This is a genomic window from Streptosporangium sp. NPDC002607, assembly GCF_053592655.1.
Genome location: NZ_JBSFWD010000040.1, coordinates 59,236 through 81,789 on the forward strand (window position 1 = coordinate 59,236; position 22,554 = coordinate 81,789).

A 22,554-nucleotide genomic window follows, 5' to 3' on the forward strand; every position below is an offset into this window, starting at 1 on the left:
CTCTGGACATTTTGGGCAGTCGTAGAACCTAGTGCCACTTAAGCCGTTGCCAAGTTGGACGCAAGAGGGGTTCACATACTCCGACCTAAGGAGTTTGCCTAACGAAACGGCATCATATGGCACCGCAGTCCCCTCTGACCGTCCTGCACCTGTTTCGCGAGCGCGTGCGAGCCGCACCCCAGGCGATCGCGCTGATCACGTCGGACGGCGTTCTCACCTACCAAGCGCTGGACGCCCTGTCGACTCGGTTGGCGAAGCGGATCGCTGGGCTCGGGGCGGCCCCGGAGTCTCTCGTCGGCGTTCTCGCGGATCGCTCCGCGGTCCTCGTCGCGGCCCAGCTCGCCGCGTTGAAGACGGGCTCCGCCTTCGTGCCACTCGATCCGTCGGCTCCGGCCGAGCGCCTGCACACCATGCTGGAGGACGCCCGGGTCACCGCCGTGGTGACCGGCAGGGAGTGGTCGGCGCGACTGACGCACCCCGACGTTCCTCCGCTGATCGTCGTCGAGGACTTTGAAGGCGGGGACTTTGAAGGCGGGGACTTTGAAGGCGGGGACTTTGAAGGCGGGGACTTTGAAGGCGGGGACCTCGACAGGCTTGCCTACACCATTTACACGTCCGGCTCGACCGGGCGCCCGAAAGGGGTCCTGGTACCGCACGGCGGGCTGCTCAACCTGGTGCGATGGCACCACGAGGAGTTCGGCACCACGGCGGAGGACCGGACCGCGCTCATCGCCGGCCCGGCCTTCGACATCAGCGTCTGGGAGATCTGGACCTACCTGACGGCAGGGGCGAGCATCGCGATACCGGACGCGGACACCCGGGGTTCTCTCACCGCCCTGCGCGACTGGGTCGTGGCACAGGAGATCACCGCGTGCTTCTTCCCTACGCCCGTCGTCGAAGCCCTCGTCGACCTCGACTGGCCGCCTGCGACGAAGCTCCGGATCATGTTCACCGGCGGGGACCGCCTCACCCGCCACCCGCCCCCGGGGCTTCCCTTCCGCCTGGTGAACGTCTACGGGCCCACGGAATGCTCAGTCATCACCACCGTCGCAGAGGTGCCCGGCCACGCCGAGGACACCGGCGCGCCCTCGATAGGCGCGCCCTCGATCGGCAAGGCCATCGGCAACGTGGACGTCTACCTGCTCGACGAGCACCTCGAACCGGTGCCGCCCGGCGAGGCCGGCGAGGTCTACATCGGCGGAGCCGGAGTGGCCAGAGGCTACCTGGGGCGTCCCGAGCTGACGGCTGAGGCTTTCGTCCCGGACCCGTTCGGTGGATCAGAGGGCGCGCGGCTTTACAAAACGGGCGACTTCGCCAGGACCAGGCCCGACGGCCAGCTTGATTTCATCGGCCGTGCCGACCACCAGGTGAAACTCCGGGGTTACCGGATCGAGCTTGGCGAGATCGAGGTGGTGCTCAGCCGGCACCCCCACGTGCAGTCCGCCACGGTGCTCCTCCAGCAGGACCGTCTCGTCGCCTATGTCGTCATGAGCGGTGGGGCGGTCGAGGAGTTGCGGGCGTTTCTCGGTGCCAAGCTCCCCGAGTACATGGTTCCCGCGCGCTTCGTCCCGCTCACGGAGATGCCACTCACCCTCAACGGGAAGGTCGACCGCCGTGCGCTGCCCTCGGTCCGAGGCGCCGACGCGGTCCGTGGCTCGGCATCACCTCGGACACCCACCGAAGCGGCCGTCGCCAAGGCGTGGCGGCGCGTCCTCAACCTGGAGCGGGTCGGCGTCCACGACGACTTCTTCGCATTGGGAGGTCATTCGCTCGCCGCGATGCGGATGGCCGTGCAACTGGAGGACGCCCTGCGCAGGCCGGTCCAGTCGAGGATCTTCTTCGAGCATCCCACCGTCGCGGCCGTCGCCCGAGAGATCGACGGCGACGTGAAGGAAGTGTCGCGGCCTCTCGTCCTCGGCTCGGTGAGCGAGTGGTCGCCACTCTCGCCCGCACAACAGCGGCTGTGGTTCATCGACCGCCTGGTTCCCGACAGCGCTCTCTACAACGTGCCGATCTCCTACACGATCGACGGCGACCTGGACGCCGCGGCGCTCGAACGCGCGGTGAACGAGATCGTCAAGCGGCACGAACCCCTGCGCACCCGCTATGACGAGCGGGCGGGCCTGCCCGTCCAGCACGTGGCCACCTGGCGGCCCGTTCCCTTCGTCACCGCCGACCTGCGCGGGCTCCCGGGGGAGAGGCGCGCCGAACTCGTCGACGCCGACGCCCGGGCCCCCTTCGACCTCCGTACCGGCTCGCTGCTGCGGGGGCTGCTCCTGCGGCTCGCCGACGACCGTCACGAGCTCCTGCTGACCGTGCACCACATCGCGTTCGACGGCTGGTCGACGAACGTCTTCCTCGCCGAGCTGGGCGAGCTGTACGAGGCTTTCGTCACCGGGCGTCCCCCGGCACTGCCCACGCTCACCGCCCGCTACGCCGACCTCACCGCCTGGTCGTCGGGGCGGCTTCAGAGCGTCGCCGAGGAGCAGCTGGTGTTCTGGGGCAGGCGCCTGGAGCGACTGCCCGAATCCCTGGCACTTCCCTACGACCGCCCTCGCTCCCTGGCCAGGAGTCATCGCGGCGCGAAGCTTCGCCGTCCGTTGCCCGCCGGGCTCGTCTCCACCCTGGAGTCGGTGGGCGTGCAGGCGCGGGCCAGCCTGTTCATGGTGATGTTCGCCGCCTTCCAGGTGCTGCTCCGCCGCTACACGGGCCAGGAGGACATCGTGGTGGGGGTGCCCGTCGCGGGACGTGACCACCCGGCGGCGGAACAGCTGGTCGGCTTCTTCACGAACACCCTTCCCCTCAGGGTCGATCTGCCGGGGGACCCCCTGTTCGCCGACCTGCTCCGCGAGGTGCGGCGGACGGCTCTCGACGCGTCGGCCAACGCCGACGTCCCCTTCGAGCGGATCGTCGAGAGCCTTGGCCTCGGCGGGGGAGCCGCCCACAACCCGCTCGTCCAGGTCCTGTTCGTGATGCAGCAGGAGGTGCCCGCCGCGCACGCCGCCGGGATCCGCGTCGCGATGAACGGAGAGATCGACAACGGCTGCGCCAAGTTCGACCTTCTGACGTTCGTCGACTTCCTGCCGGACGGTCCCGTCCTGATCGCCGAGTACAACACCGACCTGTTCGACACCGAGACGATGGAGCTGTTTCTCGCGCACTACGAGAAGGTGTTGTGGGGGGTCGCGGAGAACCCGCTCCGCCGGATCTCCGAGCTGCCGCCGGCGACGGGGACCGAGCCGCTGAGCGGCCCCCGTCCGGAGCCTGTCGACGCCTGCCTGAACACACTGGTCGAGGAGCAGGCGGAGAGGACGCCCTCCAGCCAGGTGGACCGCCGCGCGCTCCCCGCGCCCGTACCGGAGGGCGAGGCGTTCATCGCCCCGACAACGGCACTGGAGAGGGTCATCGCCACGACCTGGGGCGAGTTCCTCGGGGCGGAGGAGGTGGGGCTCCATGACGACTTCTTCACACTGGGCGGTCACTCCCTCCTCGCCATGCGCGCGGCCTCAGCCCTCCGGGAGGCGCTGGAGGTCGACATCCCGCTGAAGGTCCTGTTCGAGGAACCCACCGTCGCGACGCTGGCGAGGACGCTGCTCGACGAGCACGGCCCCGCCCTGGAGGAGGCGGCCGAGCTGTTCCTAATGGTCGCCACCTCCTCCGACAACGACATGGAAGTACTTCTGGGAGAGATCGGGGACACCAGGTGAACGGGGATCAGTTGTCGCCTCGCCGGCGTGAGCTGCTGGAGGCGCTGAGGAGGAAGCGGCGGCTACCGGCCCGCGCCGGCGGCATCCCCCGACGCGAGCCGTCGGACCGGGCGCCGATGTCGTTCTCCCAGCAACGGTTCTGGTACCTGGACCGGATGCTGCCGGACACGAGCCTGTACCTGGTGCCCGTCGCCTACCGGCTTCAGGGGCCGCTCGACCACGAGGCGCTGGTCAAGGCGCTGAACGAGCTGGTCGCTCGGCACGAGAGCCTGCGGACGACCTTCGTCATGGACGGTGCCGAGCCGGTGCAGCTCATCGCGGCGGACCTGCGCCTGGACCTGCCCGTCGTCGACTGCGACGGCGAGGACGAGCTGCGGTCGCGGCTGGCGGCACTGGCCGTGGAGCCGATGGACCTCGGCCGCGGGCCCCTGCTGCGCGGGCGGCTGCTGCGGCGCGGTCCCGAGGAGCACGTCCTGCTGCTGACCTTCCACCACGCCGTCGCCGACGAATGGTCGCTTGAGGTGTTCAACCGCGAGCTGGGTGAGCTGTACACGGCTCATCGCGCCCGTCGGCCGGTGGAACTGCCCGAGCCGGTCATCCAGTACCCGGACTTCGCGGTCTGGCAGCGGGAGTGGCCGGCGGGTCCCGAGTACGACGCCCAGCTCTCCTACTGGCGGCGGGCCCTCGAAGGCGCCCCCCAGGTGCTGGAACTCCTCCCCGACCGGCCACGCCCGCCGGCCCAGTCGTTCGAGGGCAGGTCGCTGCCGTTCCGCGTCGAAGGATCGGTGGAGGAGTTCCACGCTTTCTGCCACGGCCTGGGCGCCACCCCGGCCATGGTGCTGCTGGCCGTCTTCCAGATCCTGCTGGCCCGCTACACCGGGCACACCGACATCGTCGTCGGCACCCCGATCGCCAACCGCGACCGCGCGGAACTGGAAGGTCTCATCGGGTTCCTCACCAACACCGTCGTGATCCGTACGGACGTCTCCGGGAACCCCTCCTTCGCGGCGGTCGTGGCGCGCGTGCGCGAGGCGATGCTGGACGCGCACGCCAACCAGGGCCTGCCCTTCGAGAAGCTGGTCGAGGCGCTGCGCCCGGAACGTCACCTCAGCCGCAGCCCGCTCTTCCAGATGATGTTCATCTACCAGCAGGGAGCCGAGTCCCGGCCGGACCTGGACGAGCTGACCGTCACCCCGGTCCAGGTGCCCTGCGAGACGTCGAAGTTCGATCTGACACTCGCCGTGCGGGACGGCGAGGACGGTATCGAGGGGTTCGTCGAGTACAGCACCGACCTGTTCGACGAGGTCTCCATCCGCCGTCTCAGCCGTCACTTCGGCACACTCCTGGCCGCCGCCGTGGCCGACGCGACGACGCCGGTCTGGGAACTGCCGATCCTGTCGCCGGTGGAACGCGAGCGGATTCTCGTCGGGTGGAACCAGACCGACCAGCCGATCGGTGAGAACCTCGTCCACCAGATGTTCACCCTGCGCGCCCGGTCCGTCCCGGACGCCGTGGCCGTCGTGGACGAAGGCGGGGAGCTGACCTACCGGGAGCTCGACGCCGCTTCCGACGAGTGGGCGCGGGCTCTCCAGGCGCTGGGAGTCGGCCGCGGCAGCCTGGTCGGAATCTGCCTGGAACGCTCGGCAGAGTTCGCCGTCGCCTTCCTCGCCGTGCTCAAGGCGGGCGGAGCGTACGTACCGCTCGACCCCGCACAGCCGAGGGACCGGCTGGCCTTCGTGCTCGACGACACACAGGCGGCTCTGCTGCTGACCTCGGGGCGGCTCGCCGACCGGTTCGCCGGCTCGTCGGCCCGGGTGGTCGAGGTGGAGACGCTCGACGGCTCCGGGGCGCCCCCGCTGCGGGAGAGCGGGACCGGCCACGACGACCTGGCCTACGTCATCTACACCTCCGGCTCGACCGGACGGCCCAAGGGCGTGATGGTCACGCATCGTGGCATCGCCAACTACGCGGCCTGGGCCCGTGATGAGTACGTCCCCGTCGGCGGCGCGCCGGTCCACTCCTCCGTCGGGTTCGACCTGACCGTCACGAGCCTGCTGGTGCCGCTGCTCGCCGGTGGCACGGTACACCTGCTGCCCGAGGGCGTGGGGGCCGAGGGGCTCGGCGAGGCGCTCCTGGCCAGGCGGGTGCCGTACGGCCTCACGAAGATCACCCCTGCTCACCTGGAGGTCGTGGCACACCAGCTCCCGCCACCCGAGGCCGCGGGGAGGACCAGGAGTTTCGTGATCGGCGGGGAGAGCCTGCTCGCCGAGAACATCGCGTTCTGGCGCCGGCACGCTCCGGACACCCGCCTGATCAACGAGTACGGTCCGACGGAGACCGTGGTCGGATGCGCCACCTACGAGGTCTGGGAGCAGACGCCGACCACCGGGGCGGTCCCGATCGGCCGTCCCATCGCCAACACCAGGCTGTACGTCCTCGACCTCCTGCTGAACCCGGTCCCCGTCGGGGTGGCCGGTGAACTCCACGTCGGCGGGGCGGGCGTCGCCCGCGGCTACCTGAACCGCCCGGGGCTGACCGCCGAGCGGTTCCTGCCCGACCCGTTCTCGGCGTCGGGCGGCGAGCGCATGTACCGGACGGGGGACATCGTCCGCTACCGCGCCGACGGCAACCTGGAATATCTCGGCCGGCAGGACACCCAGGTGAAGCTGCGCGGGTTCCGCGTCGAGCTGGGCGAGATCGAGACCGTGATGACGCGCCTGCCGGCCGTCGCCGACGTGGCGGTGACGCTCAGGGAGGACACCCCCGGCGACAGACGCCTCGTCGCCTACGTCGTGAAGTCCGGCGACGGTGACGGCGACGGTGACGGTGACGGTGACCAGGGCGGTGCCGGCGCGCTGCGCGAGGCGCTCAGAGCCGAACTGCCCGACTACATGGTCCCCTCCGCGTTCGTCGTCCTGGACGCGCTGCCGCTGACGGCGAACGGCAAGGTCGACAGGGCCGCGCTGCCCGCCCCGTCCTCCGGGCCGGTCCCCGAGCCCGCGCGCGACAACGATGTGGAGGGGGTCGTCGCGGGCGTGTGGAGAACGCTGCTCGGCCGGGACGACATCGGGGCGCACGACAACTTCTTCGAGGCCGGCGGCCATTCACTGCTGCTGCTCGCCGTCCACGGGAAGCTGGTGGAGCTGTTCGGCGACCGGATCACCGTCACCGACCTGTTCCGCCATCCCACGATCCGCTCGCTGGCCGACTTCCTCGTCGCGGGGGAACCCGCCAAGGCCGCCGCGGCGGTGAAGGCCGCCGTGCCCTCCGGCGGCGCCATCGCCGTCATCGGGATGGCCTGCCGTTTCCCCGGCGCCCGTACGCCGGAGGAGTTCTGGAGGAACATCGACGAGGGGGTGGAGGCAGTCCGGTCCTTCTCCGACGAGGAGATCCTCTCCGACGGAGGCGATCCCGCCCTGCTCGGCGACCCCGCCTACGTCAAGGCCGGCACCGTACTCGCCGACATCGACCGGTTCGACGCGGGGTTCTTCGACTTCACCCCCCGCGAGGCGGAGATCCTCGACCCGCAGCACCGCCTGTTCCTGGAATGCTCCTGGGAGGCGCTGGAGTACGCGGGCTACGACCCGCACCGGTATTCCGGGCAGATCGGGGTGTTCGCCGGGTCCGGGCGGAGCACCTACCTGACCGACAACCTCCTCCACGCTCCCGAGATCGTCCGCGCGGTCGGTGAGTATCAGCTGACGCTCAGCACCGACAAGGACTTCCTGCCCACCCGTGTCTCCTACAAGTTCAACCTGCGCGGTCCGAGCATCAGTGTGAACACGGCCTGCTCGACCTCGCTGGTGGCGATCCACCTCGCGGGAGCGAGCCTGCTGTCGGGCGAGTGCGACATCGCGCTGGCCGGCGGGGCGAGGGTCGAAGCGGCGCAGCGCCGCGGATACCTCTACCAGGTGGGCGGCATCGAGTCCCCGGACGGCCACTGCCGTCCGTTCGACGTGGACGCGCAGGGCACGTTGGGCTCCAGCGGCGTCGGGGTGGTGGCGCTCAAGCGGCTTGAGGACGCGATCGCCGACGGCGACGTCATCCACGCGGTCATCCGCGGCTCCGCGGTGAACAACGACGGCGCGCGCAAGGTGGGCTACGTCGCCCCAGCCGTCGACGGTCAGGCGGAGGTGATCGAGCGGGCGCTGGCCGTGGCCGGCGTCTCCCCGGGAACGATCGACTACATCGAGACGCACGGCACGGCGACGCCGCTCGGCGACCCGATCGAGGTCGCCGCACTGGCCCAGGCCTACGGGCGCGAGGAGAAGGACACCTCGCGGCCCTGCGCCCTCGGCTCGGTGAAGTCCAACATCGGCCACACCGACGCGGCCGCCGGCGTCGCGGGACTGATCAAGACGGTCATGGCGCTCAAGGACGGCACACTGCCCGCGAGCCTCAACTTCAGCGCGCCCAACCCCAAAATCGACTTCGGTGGCACGCGCTTCTACGTCAACACCGAATCGCGTGCCTGGCCCACCGGTGACGGCCCCCGCCGGGCCGCGGTCAGCTCGTTCGGAATGGGAGGCACGAACGCCCACGTCATCCTTGAGGAGGCGCCGCGGATCCCGCCCAGGGACACCGCCGGCGACCCGGAGCTTCTCGTCCTGTCCGCCAGGACGCCCTCCGCTCTCGACGCCGTGACCGAACGGCTCGGCGACCACCTGCGCGACCACCCCGAGGTGAGCCTCGCGAGCGCGGCCACGACGCTGCGGCTGGGACGGCGCGAGCTGGACCACCGGCGGACGCTCGTCTCCGCCGACCGCAAGGCCGCCGCCGAGATCCTGACCGCGAAGGACCCGCAGCGGCTCCGTTCGGGAACGGCCCGGCGAGAGCGTGGCGTGGCATTCGTCTTCCCGGGGCAGGGATCCCAGTACCCGGCCATGGGCGCGGGCCTGTACCGGCGGGAGGGCGTGTTCCGTGCGACCGTCGACCTCTGCTCGGAGTTCCTGCGTCCGCACCTCGGCCTGGACCTGCGCGACGTCCTCTACGCCGGTGACGGCTCGACGCTGCAGCAGACCTGGCTGACCCAGCCCGCCCTGTTCGTCACCGAGTACGCCCTCGCCCGCCACCTGATGGAGTGGGGGGTGCGGCCCGGCGCCATGGCGGGACACAGCATCGGCGAATATGTCGCCGCCTGCCTGTCCGGGGTCTTCTCCGTCGAGGACGCGCTGAGACTGGTCAGCGCGAGGGGCCGCCTGGTCCAGGACCTCCCCTCGGGAGCCATGCTCGCCGTGCCCCTGCCCGAGACGGAGGTGCGCTGGCTGCTGGACGAGGAACTGTCGCTGGCCGCGGTCAACGGGCCCGCGCTCTGCGTGGTGGCGGGCCCGCGTCCGGCCGTCGCAGCGGTCGAGGAGCGGCTGCTGCGGCGCGGCGTCACCTGCCGGCAACTGCGGACCTCCCACGCGTTCCACTCCTCGATGCTGGACCCCGTCCTGGACGCCTTCGCCGCCGAGGTGGGCCGGGCGTCCCTCCAGCCGCCCCGGCTCCCCTACCTGTCGAACGTCACCGGCTCGTGGGTCACCGCCGAGGAGGCGACCGACCCGGCCTTCTGGGCACGGCACCTGCGGGAGACCGTGCGGTTCGGCGACTGCGCCCGGATCCTGCTGGAGGAGGGCCACGCCGTCGCCGAGGTGGGACCCGGCCGTACGCTCGCCACGTTCCTGCGGAACAAGGACGGCGGCCGGCCGGACCGGCGGGAGGAGGGCGGACCGGAGACCCCGGCGAACGCCGTCGTCACGCTGATGCGGCATCCGGCCGACGACACGGACGACCTCGCCCACATGCTCGACGGGGTGGGCCGGCTCTGGCTCGCCGGCGTGCCGGTCGACTGGGCCCGCTTTCCCGAGGGCGGGCCGCGCGTGCCCCTGCCCACCTACCCGTTCGAGCGGAAAAGGCACTGGGTCCAGGGGCGGGGCATGCCCGCCCAGCCGGCGGAGGAGGCCGTCGACGGCCTTTCTCCCGGCTCCCCCCTCTCCTCGCCGGAACTCGCACCCGGTGACGCGACGCGGGCCCGCATCGCCGCGGTGTGGGAGGAAATCCTCGGCATCACTCCCATCGGGGACCACGACGACTTCTTCGAACTGGGCGGTCACTCGCTGCTGGCCACCCAGCTCGTGGCCAGACTCCGCTCGGTCCTCGGTGTGGAGATCCCGATCGAGGCCGTGTTCGAGCACCCCACCGTGGCCCGTCTGGCCGCGACGCTCCCGCAGTCCGGGACCGTCACCGGGGAGCGTCCCGAGGGTGCCTCCGGAGAACCTCTGGGCGAGGCTCCGGAGGAACCGGCGAGGGAACCGGACGACGGCCCCCTACCGCTCTCCTACGCGCAGCGGCGCATCTGGTTCATGGACCAGATGTACCCCGACCAGCGCGCGTACACGATCGCCGTGCCGCTGGAGCTGGAGGGCGAGCTGAACGAGCGCGCCCTGCACGCGGCCGTACAGGAGATCGTCCACCGGCACGAGGCGCTTCGCACGACCTTCCCGGCGTCCGGCGGGGAACCGGTCCAGATGGTCGCCGCGCCCGGCCCGGTCGAGCTGCCGGTGATCGAGGTTCCCGATATGACGGCCGCCGAACGGGTCGCGTCCGAGCTGGCGCGGACCCGGTTCGACCTGGCGGAGGGGCCCGTGTTCCTGCCCACCCTGCTGCGGCTGGGACCGACGCACCACGTCCTGTCCCTGAACATGCACCACATCGTCTCCGACGGGTGGTCGATGGGGATCATGGCCAGGGAACTGGGCGTCCTCTACAACGCGTTCGCCGCGAACCGCGAATCGCCGCTGGGCGACCTGCCCCTGAGCTACGGCGACTACACGCTGTGGCAGCGCGAACGGGTGAGCGAGGTCCTGGAACCCGATCTGGCCTACTGGAGGCGGCAGCTGGCGGGCGCGCCGCCGGCCCTGGAACTGCCGACGGACAAACCCCGGCCGCCGCTGCAGACCTTCGACGGCGCGGTCTCCACCCGGTTGCTTCCGGTGGATCTGGCGGACCGGCTGCGCGGGCTCAGCAGGGAGCACGGGCTGACCCTCTACATGACGCTGCTCGGCGCGCTGCAGACGCTCCTGTACCGCTACACCGGGCAGTCCGACATCTGTGTCGGCTCGCCGGTGGCCGGGCGCACCCGATCCGAGCATGAGGAACTGATCGGGTGTTTCCTGAACACGCTCGTACTGCGTACCCGGCTCGACGGCCAGATGTCGTTCGGTGACCTCCTGCCGCAGATCCGAGAGACGGCCCTGAACGCGTACGCGCGCCAGGACGTCCCGTTCGAGCGGCTGGTCGACGCGCTCAACCTGCCCAGGGACCCCAGTAGGAACCCCCTCTTCCAGGTCATGTTCAACCTGATGAACCTGCCCTCGGACGAGGTGCTGATGGACGGGCTGCGGGTCCGCAGGCCGGATGTCAACGCGAATGCCTCCCAGGTCGACCTGGGGCTCTACGTCTACGAGGTGGACGGCGGGCTCGACTGCCACCTGAAGTACAACACCGACCTTTTCGAGGAGCGCACCGTCGAGCGCATGCTCGGCCACTTCGAGACGCTGCTGGAGGCGTTCGCCGCGGATCCCTCGATCCGGCTCGCCGACGTCGAGTTCCTGACCCCCGCCGAGCGCCACGAACAGCTCGTCGAGTGGAACGTCTCGGCGGATGACCAGGTACCCACCTGCCGTATCCACGAACTGGTCGAGCGGCAGGCGGACCGCACCCCCGAGGCGATCGCGATCACCTTCGACGGGCTCTCGCTGACCTATCGCCAGCTCGACCGGCGGGCGAACCGGCTGGCCCACCGTCTCCGCTCGCTCGGCGTCGGCCCCGACGTGCTGGTGGGGGTGGCCGTCGAACGCTCGCAGACGATGATGGTGGCACTGCTGGCCGTGCTCAAGGCCGGCGGGGCGTACGTACCGCTCGACCCGATGTACCCGCGCGACCGCCGGACGTACATGCTGGAGCACTCCGGGGCCGCTGTCCTGATCACCCAGGAGGGGCTCCTGGACGACTACGGCGACTACGACGGGCAGACGGTGCTGCTGGGCGCCGACACCGAGCAGGAGAGCGCCGACAGACCCGAGGTGCCGGCTCCCGCCTCAAGCCTCGCCTACATCATCTACACCTCGGGATCGACCGGCCGCCCCAAGGGCGTGGCCGTCCCGCACTCGGCGGCCGTCAACCTCCTGTACTCCGTGGGGCGCGCGCCGGGGCTGAAACCGTCGGACACGCTCGTGGCCGTGGCGACCTTCGCCTTCGACATCTCGGTCCTGGACATGTTCCTCCCGCTCTGCGTCGGAGCCCGGGTGGTGATCGCGACCCGCGACCAGGCATATGACGCGACGAGCCTGGCCGCCCTGATGGCCGCCGAGAACGCGACGTTCCTGCAGGTCACGCCCGCCACCTGGCACCTGCTGGTGTCGTCGGGGTGGCAGGGGATACCCGGGCTCAAGGCCGTGACCGGAGGGGATGCGCTGCCCGCCGCGCTGGCCGCCGACCTGCTCGACCGGACCGGCGAGCTGTGGAACATGTACGGCCCGACGGAAACGACGATCTACTCGACCGGGGCGCGGGTCCACAAGGACGGCGGTCCCATCACGATCGGCCCCCCGATCGCGAACACCCAGGTCTACGTGCTCGACAGCGCGATGCGGCTCCTTCCCGTCGGCGCCGTCGGCGAGATTCACATCGGCGGCCTGGGAGTGGCCCGGGGCTATCTCGGACAGCCCGACGTCACCGCCGACCGGTTCGTGCCCGATCCCTACGGGCCCGTTCCGGGGGCGCGGCTCTACCGCAGCGGGGACCTCGGCCGGTTCCGGCCGGACGGCACCGTCGAGTTCGCCGGGCGCAATGACGCGCAGGTGAAGGTACGCGGCTTCCGGATCGAGCTGGGCGAGATCGAAACCCAACTGCTGGCGCATCCCGCGGTGCTCGACGCGGTGGTGGTCATCCGCGAGGAGGACGGCGCCAAGGAGATCGTCGCCTATCTGCGGCCGCACCCCGGACAGGAGCCGGTCGATGCCGGTGAATGGCGGACTTACCTGCGCAGGAACCTGCCCGACTACATGGTGCCCACGGCGTTCGTGACGATGGAGGACTTCCCGCTCACTCCGAACGGCAAGGTGAACCGGCGGGCCCTGCCCGCTCCCGACCGTAACCGCTCCTTCGACGACAGTGGCTACGTCGCGCCGAGGACCCCGCTGGAGATGACTCTGGCCACGCAGTGGGCGCAGGTACTGGGCGTGGAACGTCTCGGGATCGACGACAACTTCTTCGACCTGGGCGGCGACTCGTTCAAAGCCGTGCGTGCCGTCAGGGGGAACGGCCTTTCCGCCGGTGTGCTGGACCTTTTCAAGAACCCGACCGTCCGCTCGTTCGCCGAGCACGCCGGAGGGCGGAGCACGCCGGAGAGCGGAGGGCGGAGCACGAGGCTCTTCCACGAGCTGACGCCACCCCGTCCCAAGGGGGACGACTCCCTCCTGACGCTCGTCTGCCTGCCGTTCGCCGGCGCGGGTGCCATCACCTACCAGTCGCTCGCCGCCGCCGCCGTCCCGGCCGGCGTCTCCCTGTACGCGCTGGAACCTCCAGGCCACGACGTCAACCGGCCGGACGAACCGATGCTCCCGATGGACGAGCTCCTGAGCCGCTGCGTCGAGGAGATCAAGGAGCGGATCACCGGCCCGCTCGTCCTCTACGGGCACTGCATGGGGGGCGCGATGACCGTCGCGCTGGCCGAGCGGCTGGAGGCCGAGGGGATCGACTTCGCCCGGATCTTCATCGGCGGCCATTTCCCGGTGCCACGCCTGCCGGGAAGGCTGGCCGACCTGCTGCACAGGATGTTCCCGACGGAGCGCCGTACCTCCAAGCGCGCCCAGCTGGAGTTCCTGCGCGCCATGGGATTCTTCACCGACGCCCTCACCGACGAGGAACAGGCGTTCCTGATGCGGGTGTTCTTCAGGGACGTCGAGAACGGTGAGGACTACTACACCGCCCGGTACCGGGACGGCGGGGCCCGCAAGCTCGCGGCGCCGATCGTCTCCGTGATCGGAACCGCCGACCGGGCCACCGAGCTGTACCAGGAACGGTTCAGGGAGTGGGAGGAGTTCTCGGACTCGGTGTCCCTGGAGCTCATCGAGGGGGCGGGTCACTACTTCCAGAAACACCAGGCAGCCGAGCTCATGGACATCATCACCTCCTACCATGGGCGGCGGCCCGTCGGCCGGAGCGGGAACGAACAGGCCCGGGATGCTCACACGGAGCACGACCGGGCCGGGGAGGTGGCAGCCGGAACCCCGCCGACGCGGACCTCGCAGCCGAGCCTGCGGACGTTCTCCCTCGTCGCGGCGGGGCAGCTCGTCTCGGTCGTCGGCACAGGTCTGACCACGTTCGCCATGGGCCTGTGGGTCTACCAGCGGTCCGGGTCGATCTCACTGTTCGCGCTCACCACGGTCCTGGCCCTGCTGCCCGCCGTCGTGCTGGCACCGGTCGCCGGAACGCTGGCGGACCGTTGGGACCGGCGAAAGATCATGATCTTCGCCGACACCTTCGCCGCCACGGGGACCCTCGGCCTCGGTGCCCTCTTCATGTTCGGCCACCTTGAGCTCTGGCACATCTTCACCGCCGTCACCATCAGCGCCTGCGCCAACGCGTTCCAGCAACCGGCCTACCTGGCCGCCGTCACCCAGCTCGTGCCCAAGCGGTACTACGGGAGGGCGAACGGCATCACCCAGCTCGGCAGCGCCGTCGGCACGACCCTGGCTCCCCTGCTGGGGGGCGCGCTCGCCGCCGCCATCGGATTGCAGGGCGTCCTGCTCATCGACCTGGTCTCGTTCCTGTTCGCGGTCACGATCAATCTCACCGTCCGTTTCCCCGACACGCTCTTCGTCAGGAAGGAGGAGCCGTTCGGCAAGGAGCTCATCGGCGGCTGGCGTTACATCTCGCGGCGGCACGGCCTGGTGGCCATCATCGGCTTCACCATCGTGCTGAACTTCATGATGGGGATGGTCGAGTTGCTGGCGACCCCCCTCGCGCTGTCGCTGGGCGACCCTTCCGTGCTCGGCATGATCCTCGCCGCGAGCGGTGTCGGGCTGCTGGTGGGCAGCGCTCTCATGGCCGTGACAGGCGGCCTGCCCCGTCGTACCACGGGCATCCTCGGGAGCTTCGTCCTGATCGGCCTGTCGATGGTCGTCATGGGGCTCTGGCCGCACCCGGTCTTCCCGGCTATCGGCCTGTTCGGCATAGGCCTGGCCACCGCCGTGCTCAACACGCACTGGCTCTCCATCGTCCAGGCCAAGGTCGGGCTCGAACTTCAGGGCCGGGTGATCGCGACCACTCTCATGCTCAGCTGGATGATGGTGCCCGCCGGATTCCTGTTGTCCGGGCCGCTCGCGGAGCACGTCTTCGAGCCGCTCGCGACCAGCCCGGGGCGAGGCATCGCACTTCTCATGATCACCGCCGGCGTCTGCACGATGCTGCTCGGTCTCGCCGCCTACCGCTACCGGCCGGTCCGCCTTCTCGAAGACGACCTGCCGGACGTCATTCCCGACGCGAAGATCATCACCGACAAGGACGTACTCCAGGAGCTGGCCGACCGCCGGCTCGTCAAGGAAGAAAGGGCCACCCGATGACCACCGACCTCTACACCGTTGTGGTGAACCATGAGGAGCAGTACTCCATCTGGGCCGTCGGCCGGGCGATTCCCAACGGCTGGCGCGAGGTGGGAAAGACCGGTTCCAAGAAGGACTGCCTGGCCCACATCCAGACCGAGTGGACCGACATGCGCCCGCTGAGCCTCCGCGGCGAACTCGGCGGATGAGCGTTCGTCGCGTTCGGGCCACGCTCCCGTCCGGCATGTGCACGGTGCCCGCGCGGGGCACCCGGTCATCGGCGGGCATCCGGGAGCGAGGCTGAGCCGGCCGCCCGTGGAGACGGGTGGCGGACGGTGAGGCCGGGCGGTCGAGGTCTGCGACCGCCCGGCCTTCTGACCTTGCTCCGGCCTACTGCCGGGTTATCTTGACGTCGTCCACCCCCGCCTCGACCAGGGAGGCAGTCGAGGCGTCGGCGGCCTCGACGAGGATCCGGACGCTCTGCCCGGCGAAGGCGGAGATGTCGACGTCGGCCGCGCCCCAGGCGCCGTTGCGGTTGGCGGCCGCGCCGAGCTGCTGGAACACCTGGGTGGTGGTGGAGCCGACGACCTTCACCCGCAGGAAGTCGGCGGTGGAGGAGTTGGAACCGTGCGCCAGGTACCAGGAGAACGCCAGCTTGAGCGTTCCCGTCGACGGCAGGGTGACGGCCGGTGACTGGACGCTGGTGACTCCTCCGTCGATGTCGTAGTCGCCCGCCGCGGTGCCCGCGAGCCTGCCGGTGACCAGGTCGTTGGTGCCGCTGACCGTGGTGCCGAGCTGCTTGGCGCCGCTGGAGGTGGTGGCCTGCGGGACACCGCGCTCCCACTGGCCCGAGGTGGCGGTGTCGGTACCCGAGGGGTTGGTCGTCCAGCCGGTCGAGGTCTCGAAGGTGTCCTGCCAGACGACCGTCGGCGGCGTGGCGGTGGCGGTGGTCCACACCGCGTAGGCGATGGCGTCGGCGTTGCGGTTCAGTGCGGTGTCGCTGATGTTGGCCGTGGTGTCGCAGGCCCGGTGATAGCAGGGATCGAACGCCTGGCCCGCCGTACCGCCCCAGAGGGTGGCCTGGGCGCTGGTCTTGACGCCCTCGGCGCCGGTGAAGGTGCCTCCGGCCGGGATGCCGACGGCGATGAAGGGCCCGTAGTCGGAGCGGCCGTCGAAGTCGGTGCCCCGGGTGGCCACGCCGATCGAGGTGAAGTACGCCTGGAGCGTCGCCTCCAGCTGCGCCGAGCCCGCCGGGCCGGGGCCCGAGCCGACGCCGTCGGAGTTGTCGCCGTCGTAGATGAAGTAGCCGGCGTTGGGCGAGCCGACCATGTCGAAGTTGTAGTAGCCCTTGATCTTGGCCCGCTCGGTGGACGAGAGGCTGTTCACGTAGGCCTGCGAGCCGCGCAGACCCAGCTCTTCCGCGCCCCACCAGGCGAAGCGCAGATGCTTGGTGGGAGCCAGCGACTGGCGGGAGACCTCCAGGGCGGTCTCCAGGATGGCGGCACTGCCCGAGCCGTTGTCATTGATACCGGGGCCCGCGGTCACGCTGTCGAGGTGGGCGCCGACCATGAGGATGTCGTTCGGGTCGCCTCCGGGCCAGTCGGCGATGACGTTGTAGCCGGTCGCGCCGCCGTAGGTGAACGACTGCAGGGTGGTGGTGAACCCCGCGCCGTCCAGCAGGCCCTTGACGTAGTTGGCCGAGGCCAGATAGCCGGGGCGGCCGTGCGCGCGGTTGCCGCCGTTGGCGGTGGCGATGGACTGGAGTTGGGTGAGGTGTGCCTTCACGGCGGTCAGCGAGATGTCCGGTGGGACGGCGGCCGACGCCGATGGTGCAGTGAATGCCAGAGGGATGGCCAGGATCGCCGCCATGCCCATGGTCCACAGACTGCGCATCATGCTCCTCGGGTTTGAGGGTGTGGGGGTCCCCCGAGCGGCGCGCACCCGTGGTGGGTGCGCGCCGTATAGCGTGGTGGTGCGCTTTGCTGGACTTTGTCGTTAGCGGGCCGCGCCCTCAGGAGCCGTCGCGGTCTGCGCCGCGGTCCTGGCGAGCGTCGCGGCGTTGCGGTCGGGGATGCCCGTCAGGTCGTAGGCGAAGAACGCGGTGGCGTAGCCGACGGCCTTGGAGTTGCGGTCGAGCGCGGCGGCGTCGATGTTGCCGATGCCGTCGCAGGCGGCGTGGTAGCAGGGGTCGTAGGCGACACCGGCGGTCCCGCCGAACTTGGCGGCCTGCTCGGCGGTCTTGACGCCCTCGGCGCCGCTGAAGATGCCTCCGGCCGGGATGTCGTTGGCGATGAAGGCACCGTAGTCGGAGCGGCCGGTGAAGTCGGTGCCCTCGAAGGGCAGGCCGCGCTTGCCGTAGAACCTCTCCAGGCGCTTCTCGATCTCGGCCGACCCCGCCGGACCGGCAGGGGCGCCCTCGGCGTCGGAGTCGTCACCGTCGTACAGGAAGGTGCCGCCGTTCGGCGAGGCGATCATGTCGAAGTTCAGGTAGAGCCTGATCTTGTCCCGTTCGGCCTGGGACAGGTCCGCGACGTACTGCTCGGAGCCGAGCAGGCCCAGTTCCTCGGCACCCCACCAGGCGAAGCGGAGCTTGTACTTGGTCGGCACCTTGGCCAGCTTCAGCGCGGTCTCCAGGACGGCGGCGCTGCCGGAGCCGTTGTCGTTGATGCCGGCGCCCTCGGGAACGCTGTCCAGGTGCGCGCCGACCGCCACGATCTCGCCGGACTTGCCCCAGCGGGAGTCGGCGATCAGGTTCTTGGTACGGCCGACCGTGGTCTTGGCGTCCACCTTCAGGCGGACCGTGGTGTTCGGGCTGGCGGCCAGGTCCAGGCCGACGGCCGTGCTCGCCATCACGATGGGGAAGCCGAAGCGCCACTCGACGATGTCGAAGAGGAGCGGGTCGGTACGGCCGGGCTGGCCCTCGTTGAAGAAGATCACACCGGCCGCGCCGGCCGCCTTGGCGTTGGTGGCCTTGTCGACGAACGGGCAGGTGCCGCGCTGGAGCAGGGCGATCCGGCCGGGGACGAACCCGGCGAAGTCAGCGGTCTCGCAACCCGCGGTCGAGGTGCTCGGGGTCGGTCCCGGCGGGATGACCGCGTCGACGACCTGGATCTGGGCGGTGACGTCGCCAGGGCTGGAGGAGATCACCGTCACGAAGTCGGCCGGGTTGGCGTAGGTCTTCGCCTCGGGGGCCGTCTTCTGCAGGACCGACGGGCTGAACTCCTCCCAGTTGATCGGGAACTCGACGTCGGTCGTGGAGGTCTTGTATCCGGCCTTGTTCAGCTTGTCCTGCACGTAGGCCAGGGAGGCGTCGTAGCCGGACGTGCCCGCCGCCCGGTTGCCGCCGTTGGCGGTCGCGATCTGCTGGAACTTGTCCAGGTGTTTCTTGACGTTGCTGCCCTTGATCTGTGTCGCGAACGCGTTGGCGAGGATGTCCGGGACACTGGGGGCCGCGATGGTGGCACTCGCCGGTGCGGTGAAGGCGAGGGGGAGAGCGATGGCCGTGACCAGGGTGGCGGTCTGGACCATGCTGCGTCGTAACCTCAGGCGCATAACGCTCCTAGGGGGTGGAACGGAGGGAGACTCCCTATAGGTACATGGCGGAACGTACCGGTATCAACCGCGTTCGCCTAGGGATGTATCGACGCTGACTGACAAGAAAAGTTATCAAGTTCGACCCTGTCAGGGTTTTCTCAGGGGTGCCTCGGGAACGTGGCGGTCCCGGCCGTTCGTTTGACCGGGCGAAGAACACCGATTCGGGGAGAAGACGCCGTGTACCGTTCGAGAAACCACAAGATAATCGCCGGAGTCTGCGGCGGGATCGCGGACAGTCTCAACCTGCCGCCCACCCTCGTCCGGGTGCTGTGGCTGCTGCTCTCACTCATTCCCGGGCCGCTCTGGGTCGTCTACGTGCTCATGTGGATCTTCATACCCAAGGCGCCGGAGGCTCGCTACTGAAAATAAGCTGGGGGCATGAGGCAACGCCCCCTGACCCTGGTCCAGGACGACCTGGTCGACTACGAGAAGGCGATGGAGCGGATGACCGACCTGGTCGGTCAGCGGCAACGCGACGAGCGCCCCGACACGCTCTGGCTGCTCAGCCACCCGCAGGTGTACACCGCGGGCAGGCGAACCCTTGAGCAGCACCTGCCCGATCCGGCTCACGGCATCCCGGTCGTGAGCACGGGTCGCGGCGGCCAGCTCACCTACCACGGCCCCGGCCAGCTGGTCGGGTACCTGATCGTCAAGCTCGGCGAGGACGAGGGGATCGTCGACTACGTCCGGGAGGTCGAGCTGAGGCTCGTCGCAGCGCTCGGCGCGCTGGGAGTCGCGGCCGAGCGCCGCGATACCCCGCCGGGTTCGGAGTTGCTGACCGGCGTGTGGACCGTCGAGACGGGACGCAAGATCGTCTCGATCGGCATGCGGCAGAGCCGGGGCGTCACCAGCCACGGGTTCGCCCTCAACGTCGACGGCGACCTGAGCCCGTGGGGCTGGGCGGTGGCCTGCGGCATGCCCGAGGTCGACATGACCTCGATGCGGCGGGAGGCCCCCGCCACCGCGGCCATGGAGCAGGTCCGGGCCGCGGTGGCGAAGGCGTTCGAGGCGAGCTGACCGGTTTCCCGGCCTTCCGGGGTGACCCGGATTCGCGCCGGCCGATCCTCGGGCGGTGACCGGCACGGGTCTGGGGAAGCCGGCCGGGGCCGGTCAGCCGATCGGCTCCTTGCCGACCGGGTCGACCGGACCGATCGGGTCGAGCTCGTCGATCGTGCGGCGCGGGCCGGTGAACCAGTGCCTGGCCGACAGCGCCCACCACAGGCCCACGCCCAGCACCATCACGCCGACCACGATCGGCGCGTAGTTCACCGCGGCCGGTGTGAAGCCGTCGTTGAACGGCACGGCCTTCGGGACCAGTGGCATGACGAAGTAGATCGAGACGATGACGATCTCGACGATGGCGATCCAGCACATGACCCGGTACTTCGATCCCAGCGTCCAGGGACCCGGCTCGAACCGGTCGCCCATCCGCAGCCGGAGCCAGATCGGGATCGCGAAGGCGATGTAGAGGCCGATGACCGCCACCGAGACGACCGCGTAGAAGGCCAGCGGCAACCCGTCGGGGGCCTCGTACAGCGCGGGCAGGGTGAGGACCAGCGCGGCCGCGCAGCCGAAGATGATCGCGTTGACCGGGGTCCGGTTGCCGTCCACCTTCGACCACAGGCGCCAGCCGGGGACGGCGCCGTCGCGGGAGAACGCGTAGGTCATCCGGGACATCGAGGTCACGCAGCTCATCCCGCAGAAGAACTGGCCGATGGTGGAGATCGCGAAGATCGCCGTGGCCAGGTTGCCGGGGAGCGCGCTGTCGAAGATGGCGCCGACGAAGCCACCCGCCTCGTTGACCGCGTTCACGTCGGTGGCCGCGAACAGGAAGGCCAGCAGCAGGATCCAGCCGCCGATCGCCGAGTAGAAGATCGACTGCCACAGTCCCCTGGCGGCGGCGGTGGAGGCGCCCTGGGTCTCCTCGGACACGTGCGCGCACGCGTCGAACCCGGTGATCGTGTACTGGGTCAGCAGGAATCCGAGGGGCAGCACGTAGAACCAGTAGGACGAGTCGGAGAAGCCGGAGTTGTTGATCGTCTCGGTGAAGACGAACGACATCGACTGGTGCGAGTCGGGACCGAAGATCAGGATCAGCACGATCACCGCCGCGCCGAACACGTGCCACCACACCGAGACGTTCTGCAGCAGCGAGATCAGCCGGTGGCTGAAGATGTTGATCAGCGCGTGCAGCACCAGGACGATCGCGAACAGGATGAACGCGTTGGTCAGGGTGGGATTCCAGCCGGGGAAGAACCGGTTGAGGGTGATGTTCAGGAAGGTCGCGCAGCCGTAGTCGACCGAGGCCGTCACGGCGATCAGGCCGATGAGGTTGAACCAGCCGGTGAACCAGCCGTGGATGGGCTTGCCCATCTTCGCGGCCCACCAGTAGATGCCGCCGGCGGTCGGGTAGGCCGACACCAGCTCTGACATGCAGAGCCCGATGATCAGGATGAAGATCGAGATCAGCGGCCACCCCCATGAGATCGCGATGGGGCCGCCGTTGTTCCAGGCCTGGCCGAACGTGGTGAAGCAACCGGCCAGGATGGAGATGATCGAGAAGGAGATGGCGAAGTTCGAGAAACCGCTCCAGGTTCTGGAGAGCTCCTGTTTGTAACCGAGTTCGGCGAGTCGCCTCGCGTCCTCGTCGACCGACGTTGGCTTGGTCACGCAAGCCTCCTAGCGTGGTGGTGCGGGGGGTGGGAATCCGGTGCTCGCGCCCCGGACGTCATCGACGAGCCGCCCGAACTCCGGGTCGTCCAGATCTCGTACGGCCTGTGAGAACTTGTCGGCCGCCTCGGCCTCGTAGTCGAAGTCGGCGTCGGCGGCCCGCTCCTTCAGCAGCCCGTGGTGCACGGCGAACCAGAGCGTCCAGGTCAGGTTGGACATGATCAGGTTGAGCCGGACCCTGGAGGTGAGCCGCCGGTCGTCGGTGCCGAAGTAGGCGCGGGCCAGCCGGGTGGTCAGGTCCGGGTCGTAGTCCGCCTCGGCGGCGATGTCGCCCAGCTCGAAGGCGGGGTCGTTGTTCCCGGAGAGCTGGTAGTCGACGATCCTGACCTCGGCGCCGCAGCGGATGAAGTTCTCCGGCAGCAGGTCGTTGTGGCACGGCACCTTGGGCAGCGGGTCGGCGGCCAGCGCCCGCTCGATCTCCGTCACCGTGGCAAGACGGTCCTGGTAGCCGTCGGGTGTGCCCAGTTCGTGGGTACGGCATAGGGCGAGGAACTCGTCGAGCTTGCGGAAGATGGAGAAGTCGTTGACGAACCGGGGCCCGGCGTGCAGCCGGCGGCAGGCCGCCGCGATGGGGCCGGGAAGTGTCCGCACGGTGTGCGCGTCCAGGGTGACGCCGTCGAGGTACTCCAGCACCAGCGCGCCGGGCAGCCGGTGCAGCACCTTGGGACCTACCCCCGCGTCCGCCGCGTGGACGGTGTTGGCGATCTCCTCGTCGAGCGGTATGCCCAGGCCGGCGGCCGACACCCGGGGATCGAGCACCCGCAGCAGCCAGCGCTGTCCGTCGGCGGCGTCGAGCCTGGCGATCCGATGGCTGAGCCCGCCCTTGATCGGCGTCTCGGTCACGGGCTGTCCGGCCCATTTACGGACGTCCCCTAGAGGATCTGGCATGCCGCTCTCCTTTGGCCTACCTTCAGACCATTGATCCGATTCTGCGG

At 69.7% G+C, this 22,554-nt stretch carries 9 protein-coding genes; 5 read left to right on the top strand and 4 right to left on the bottom strand.

Features of this window, described 5'->3' with window-relative positions:
- Positions 1-116: 116 nt before the first annotated feature.
- From ACWD3H_RS34560 to ACWD3H_RS34570, 3 genes are read left to right on the top strand one after another with little or no spacing between them, the layout of a single operon-like run.
- Entirely contained in the window at positions 117-3,707 is a 3,591-nt protein-coding gene (locus ACWD3H_RS34560; RefSeq protein WP_451957972.1) for an amino acid adenylation domain-containing protein, read from the top strand.
- A complete protein-coding gene (locus ACWD3H_RS34565; protein WP_451957973.1) occupies positions 3,704-15,316 on the top strand; it encodes an amino acid adenylation domain-containing protein in 11,613 nt (3,870 codons plus the stop codon). Before ACWD3H_RS34560 ends, ACWD3H_RS34565 begins: the two co-directional genes overlap by 4 nt.
- Positions 15,313-15,504, top strand: coding sequence for an MbtH family protein (locus ACWD3H_RS34570; protein WP_451957974.1), 192 nt, complete (start codon positions 15,313-15,315; stop codon positions 15,502-15,504). The genes ACWD3H_RS34565 and ACWD3H_RS34570 overlap by 4 nt, the downstream gene beginning before the upstream one ends.
- 181 nt (positions 15,505-15,685) lie before the next feature.
- On the opposite strand, the gene ACWD3H_RS34575 is transcribed toward ACWD3H_RS34570, so the two are convergent.
- Entirely contained in the window at positions 15,686-17,191 is a 1,506-nt protein-coding gene (locus tag ACWD3H_RS34575; protein ID WP_451957975.1) for a M28 family peptidase, read from the bottom strand.
- Positions 17,192-17,290: 99 nt separating this feature from the next.
- Complete coding sequence (locus tag ACWD3H_RS34580) at positions 17,291-18,823, bottom strand: M28 family metallopeptidase (RefSeq protein WP_451957976.1); 1,533 nt, start codon at positions 18,821-18,823, stop codon at positions 17,291-17,293.
- 243 nt (positions 18,824-19,066) lie between these two features.
- On the opposite strand from ACWD3H_RS34580, the gene ACWD3H_RS34585 reads away from it, so the two are divergent.
- Both ACWD3H_RS34585 and lipB read left to right on the top strand, forming a co-directional pair.
- On the top strand, positions 19,067-19,252 hold the full coding sequence (locus tag ACWD3H_RS34585) for a PspC domain-containing protein (protein ID WP_343964802.1): 186 nt from the start codon (positions 19,067-19,069) through the stop codon (positions 19,250-19,252).
- A 15-nt stretch (positions 19,253-19,267) separates the two neighbouring features.
- Positions 19,268-19,906 carry a lipoyl(octanoyl) transferase LipB gene (lipB, locus tag ACWD3H_RS34590; RefSeq protein ID WP_451957977.1) on the top strand — a complete coding sequence of 213 codons (639 nt, stop codon included), beginning with the start codon at positions 19,268-19,270 and terminating at the stop codon, positions 19,904-19,906.
- A gap of 93 nt (positions 19,907-19,999) precedes the next feature.
- Here the strand turns inward: lipB and ACWD3H_RS34595 are convergent, their stop codons facing one another.
- Together ACWD3H_RS34595 and ACWD3H_RS34600 are read right to left on the bottom strand one after the other, a co-directional pair.
- Positions 20,000-21,559 carry an amino acid permease gene (locus tag ACWD3H_RS34595; RefSeq protein WP_451957978.1) on the bottom strand — a complete coding sequence of 520 codons (1,560 nt, stop codon included), beginning with the start codon at positions 21,557-21,559 and terminating at the stop codon, positions 20,000-20,002.
- A 9-nt stretch (positions 21,560-21,568) separates the two neighbouring features.
- A complete protein-coding gene (locus ACWD3H_RS34600) occupies positions 21,569-22,507 on the bottom strand; it encodes a phosphotransferase (RefSeq protein WP_451957979.1) in 939 nt (312 codons plus the stop codon).
- Between the last annotated feature and the right edge of the window lie 47 nt (positions 22,508-22,554).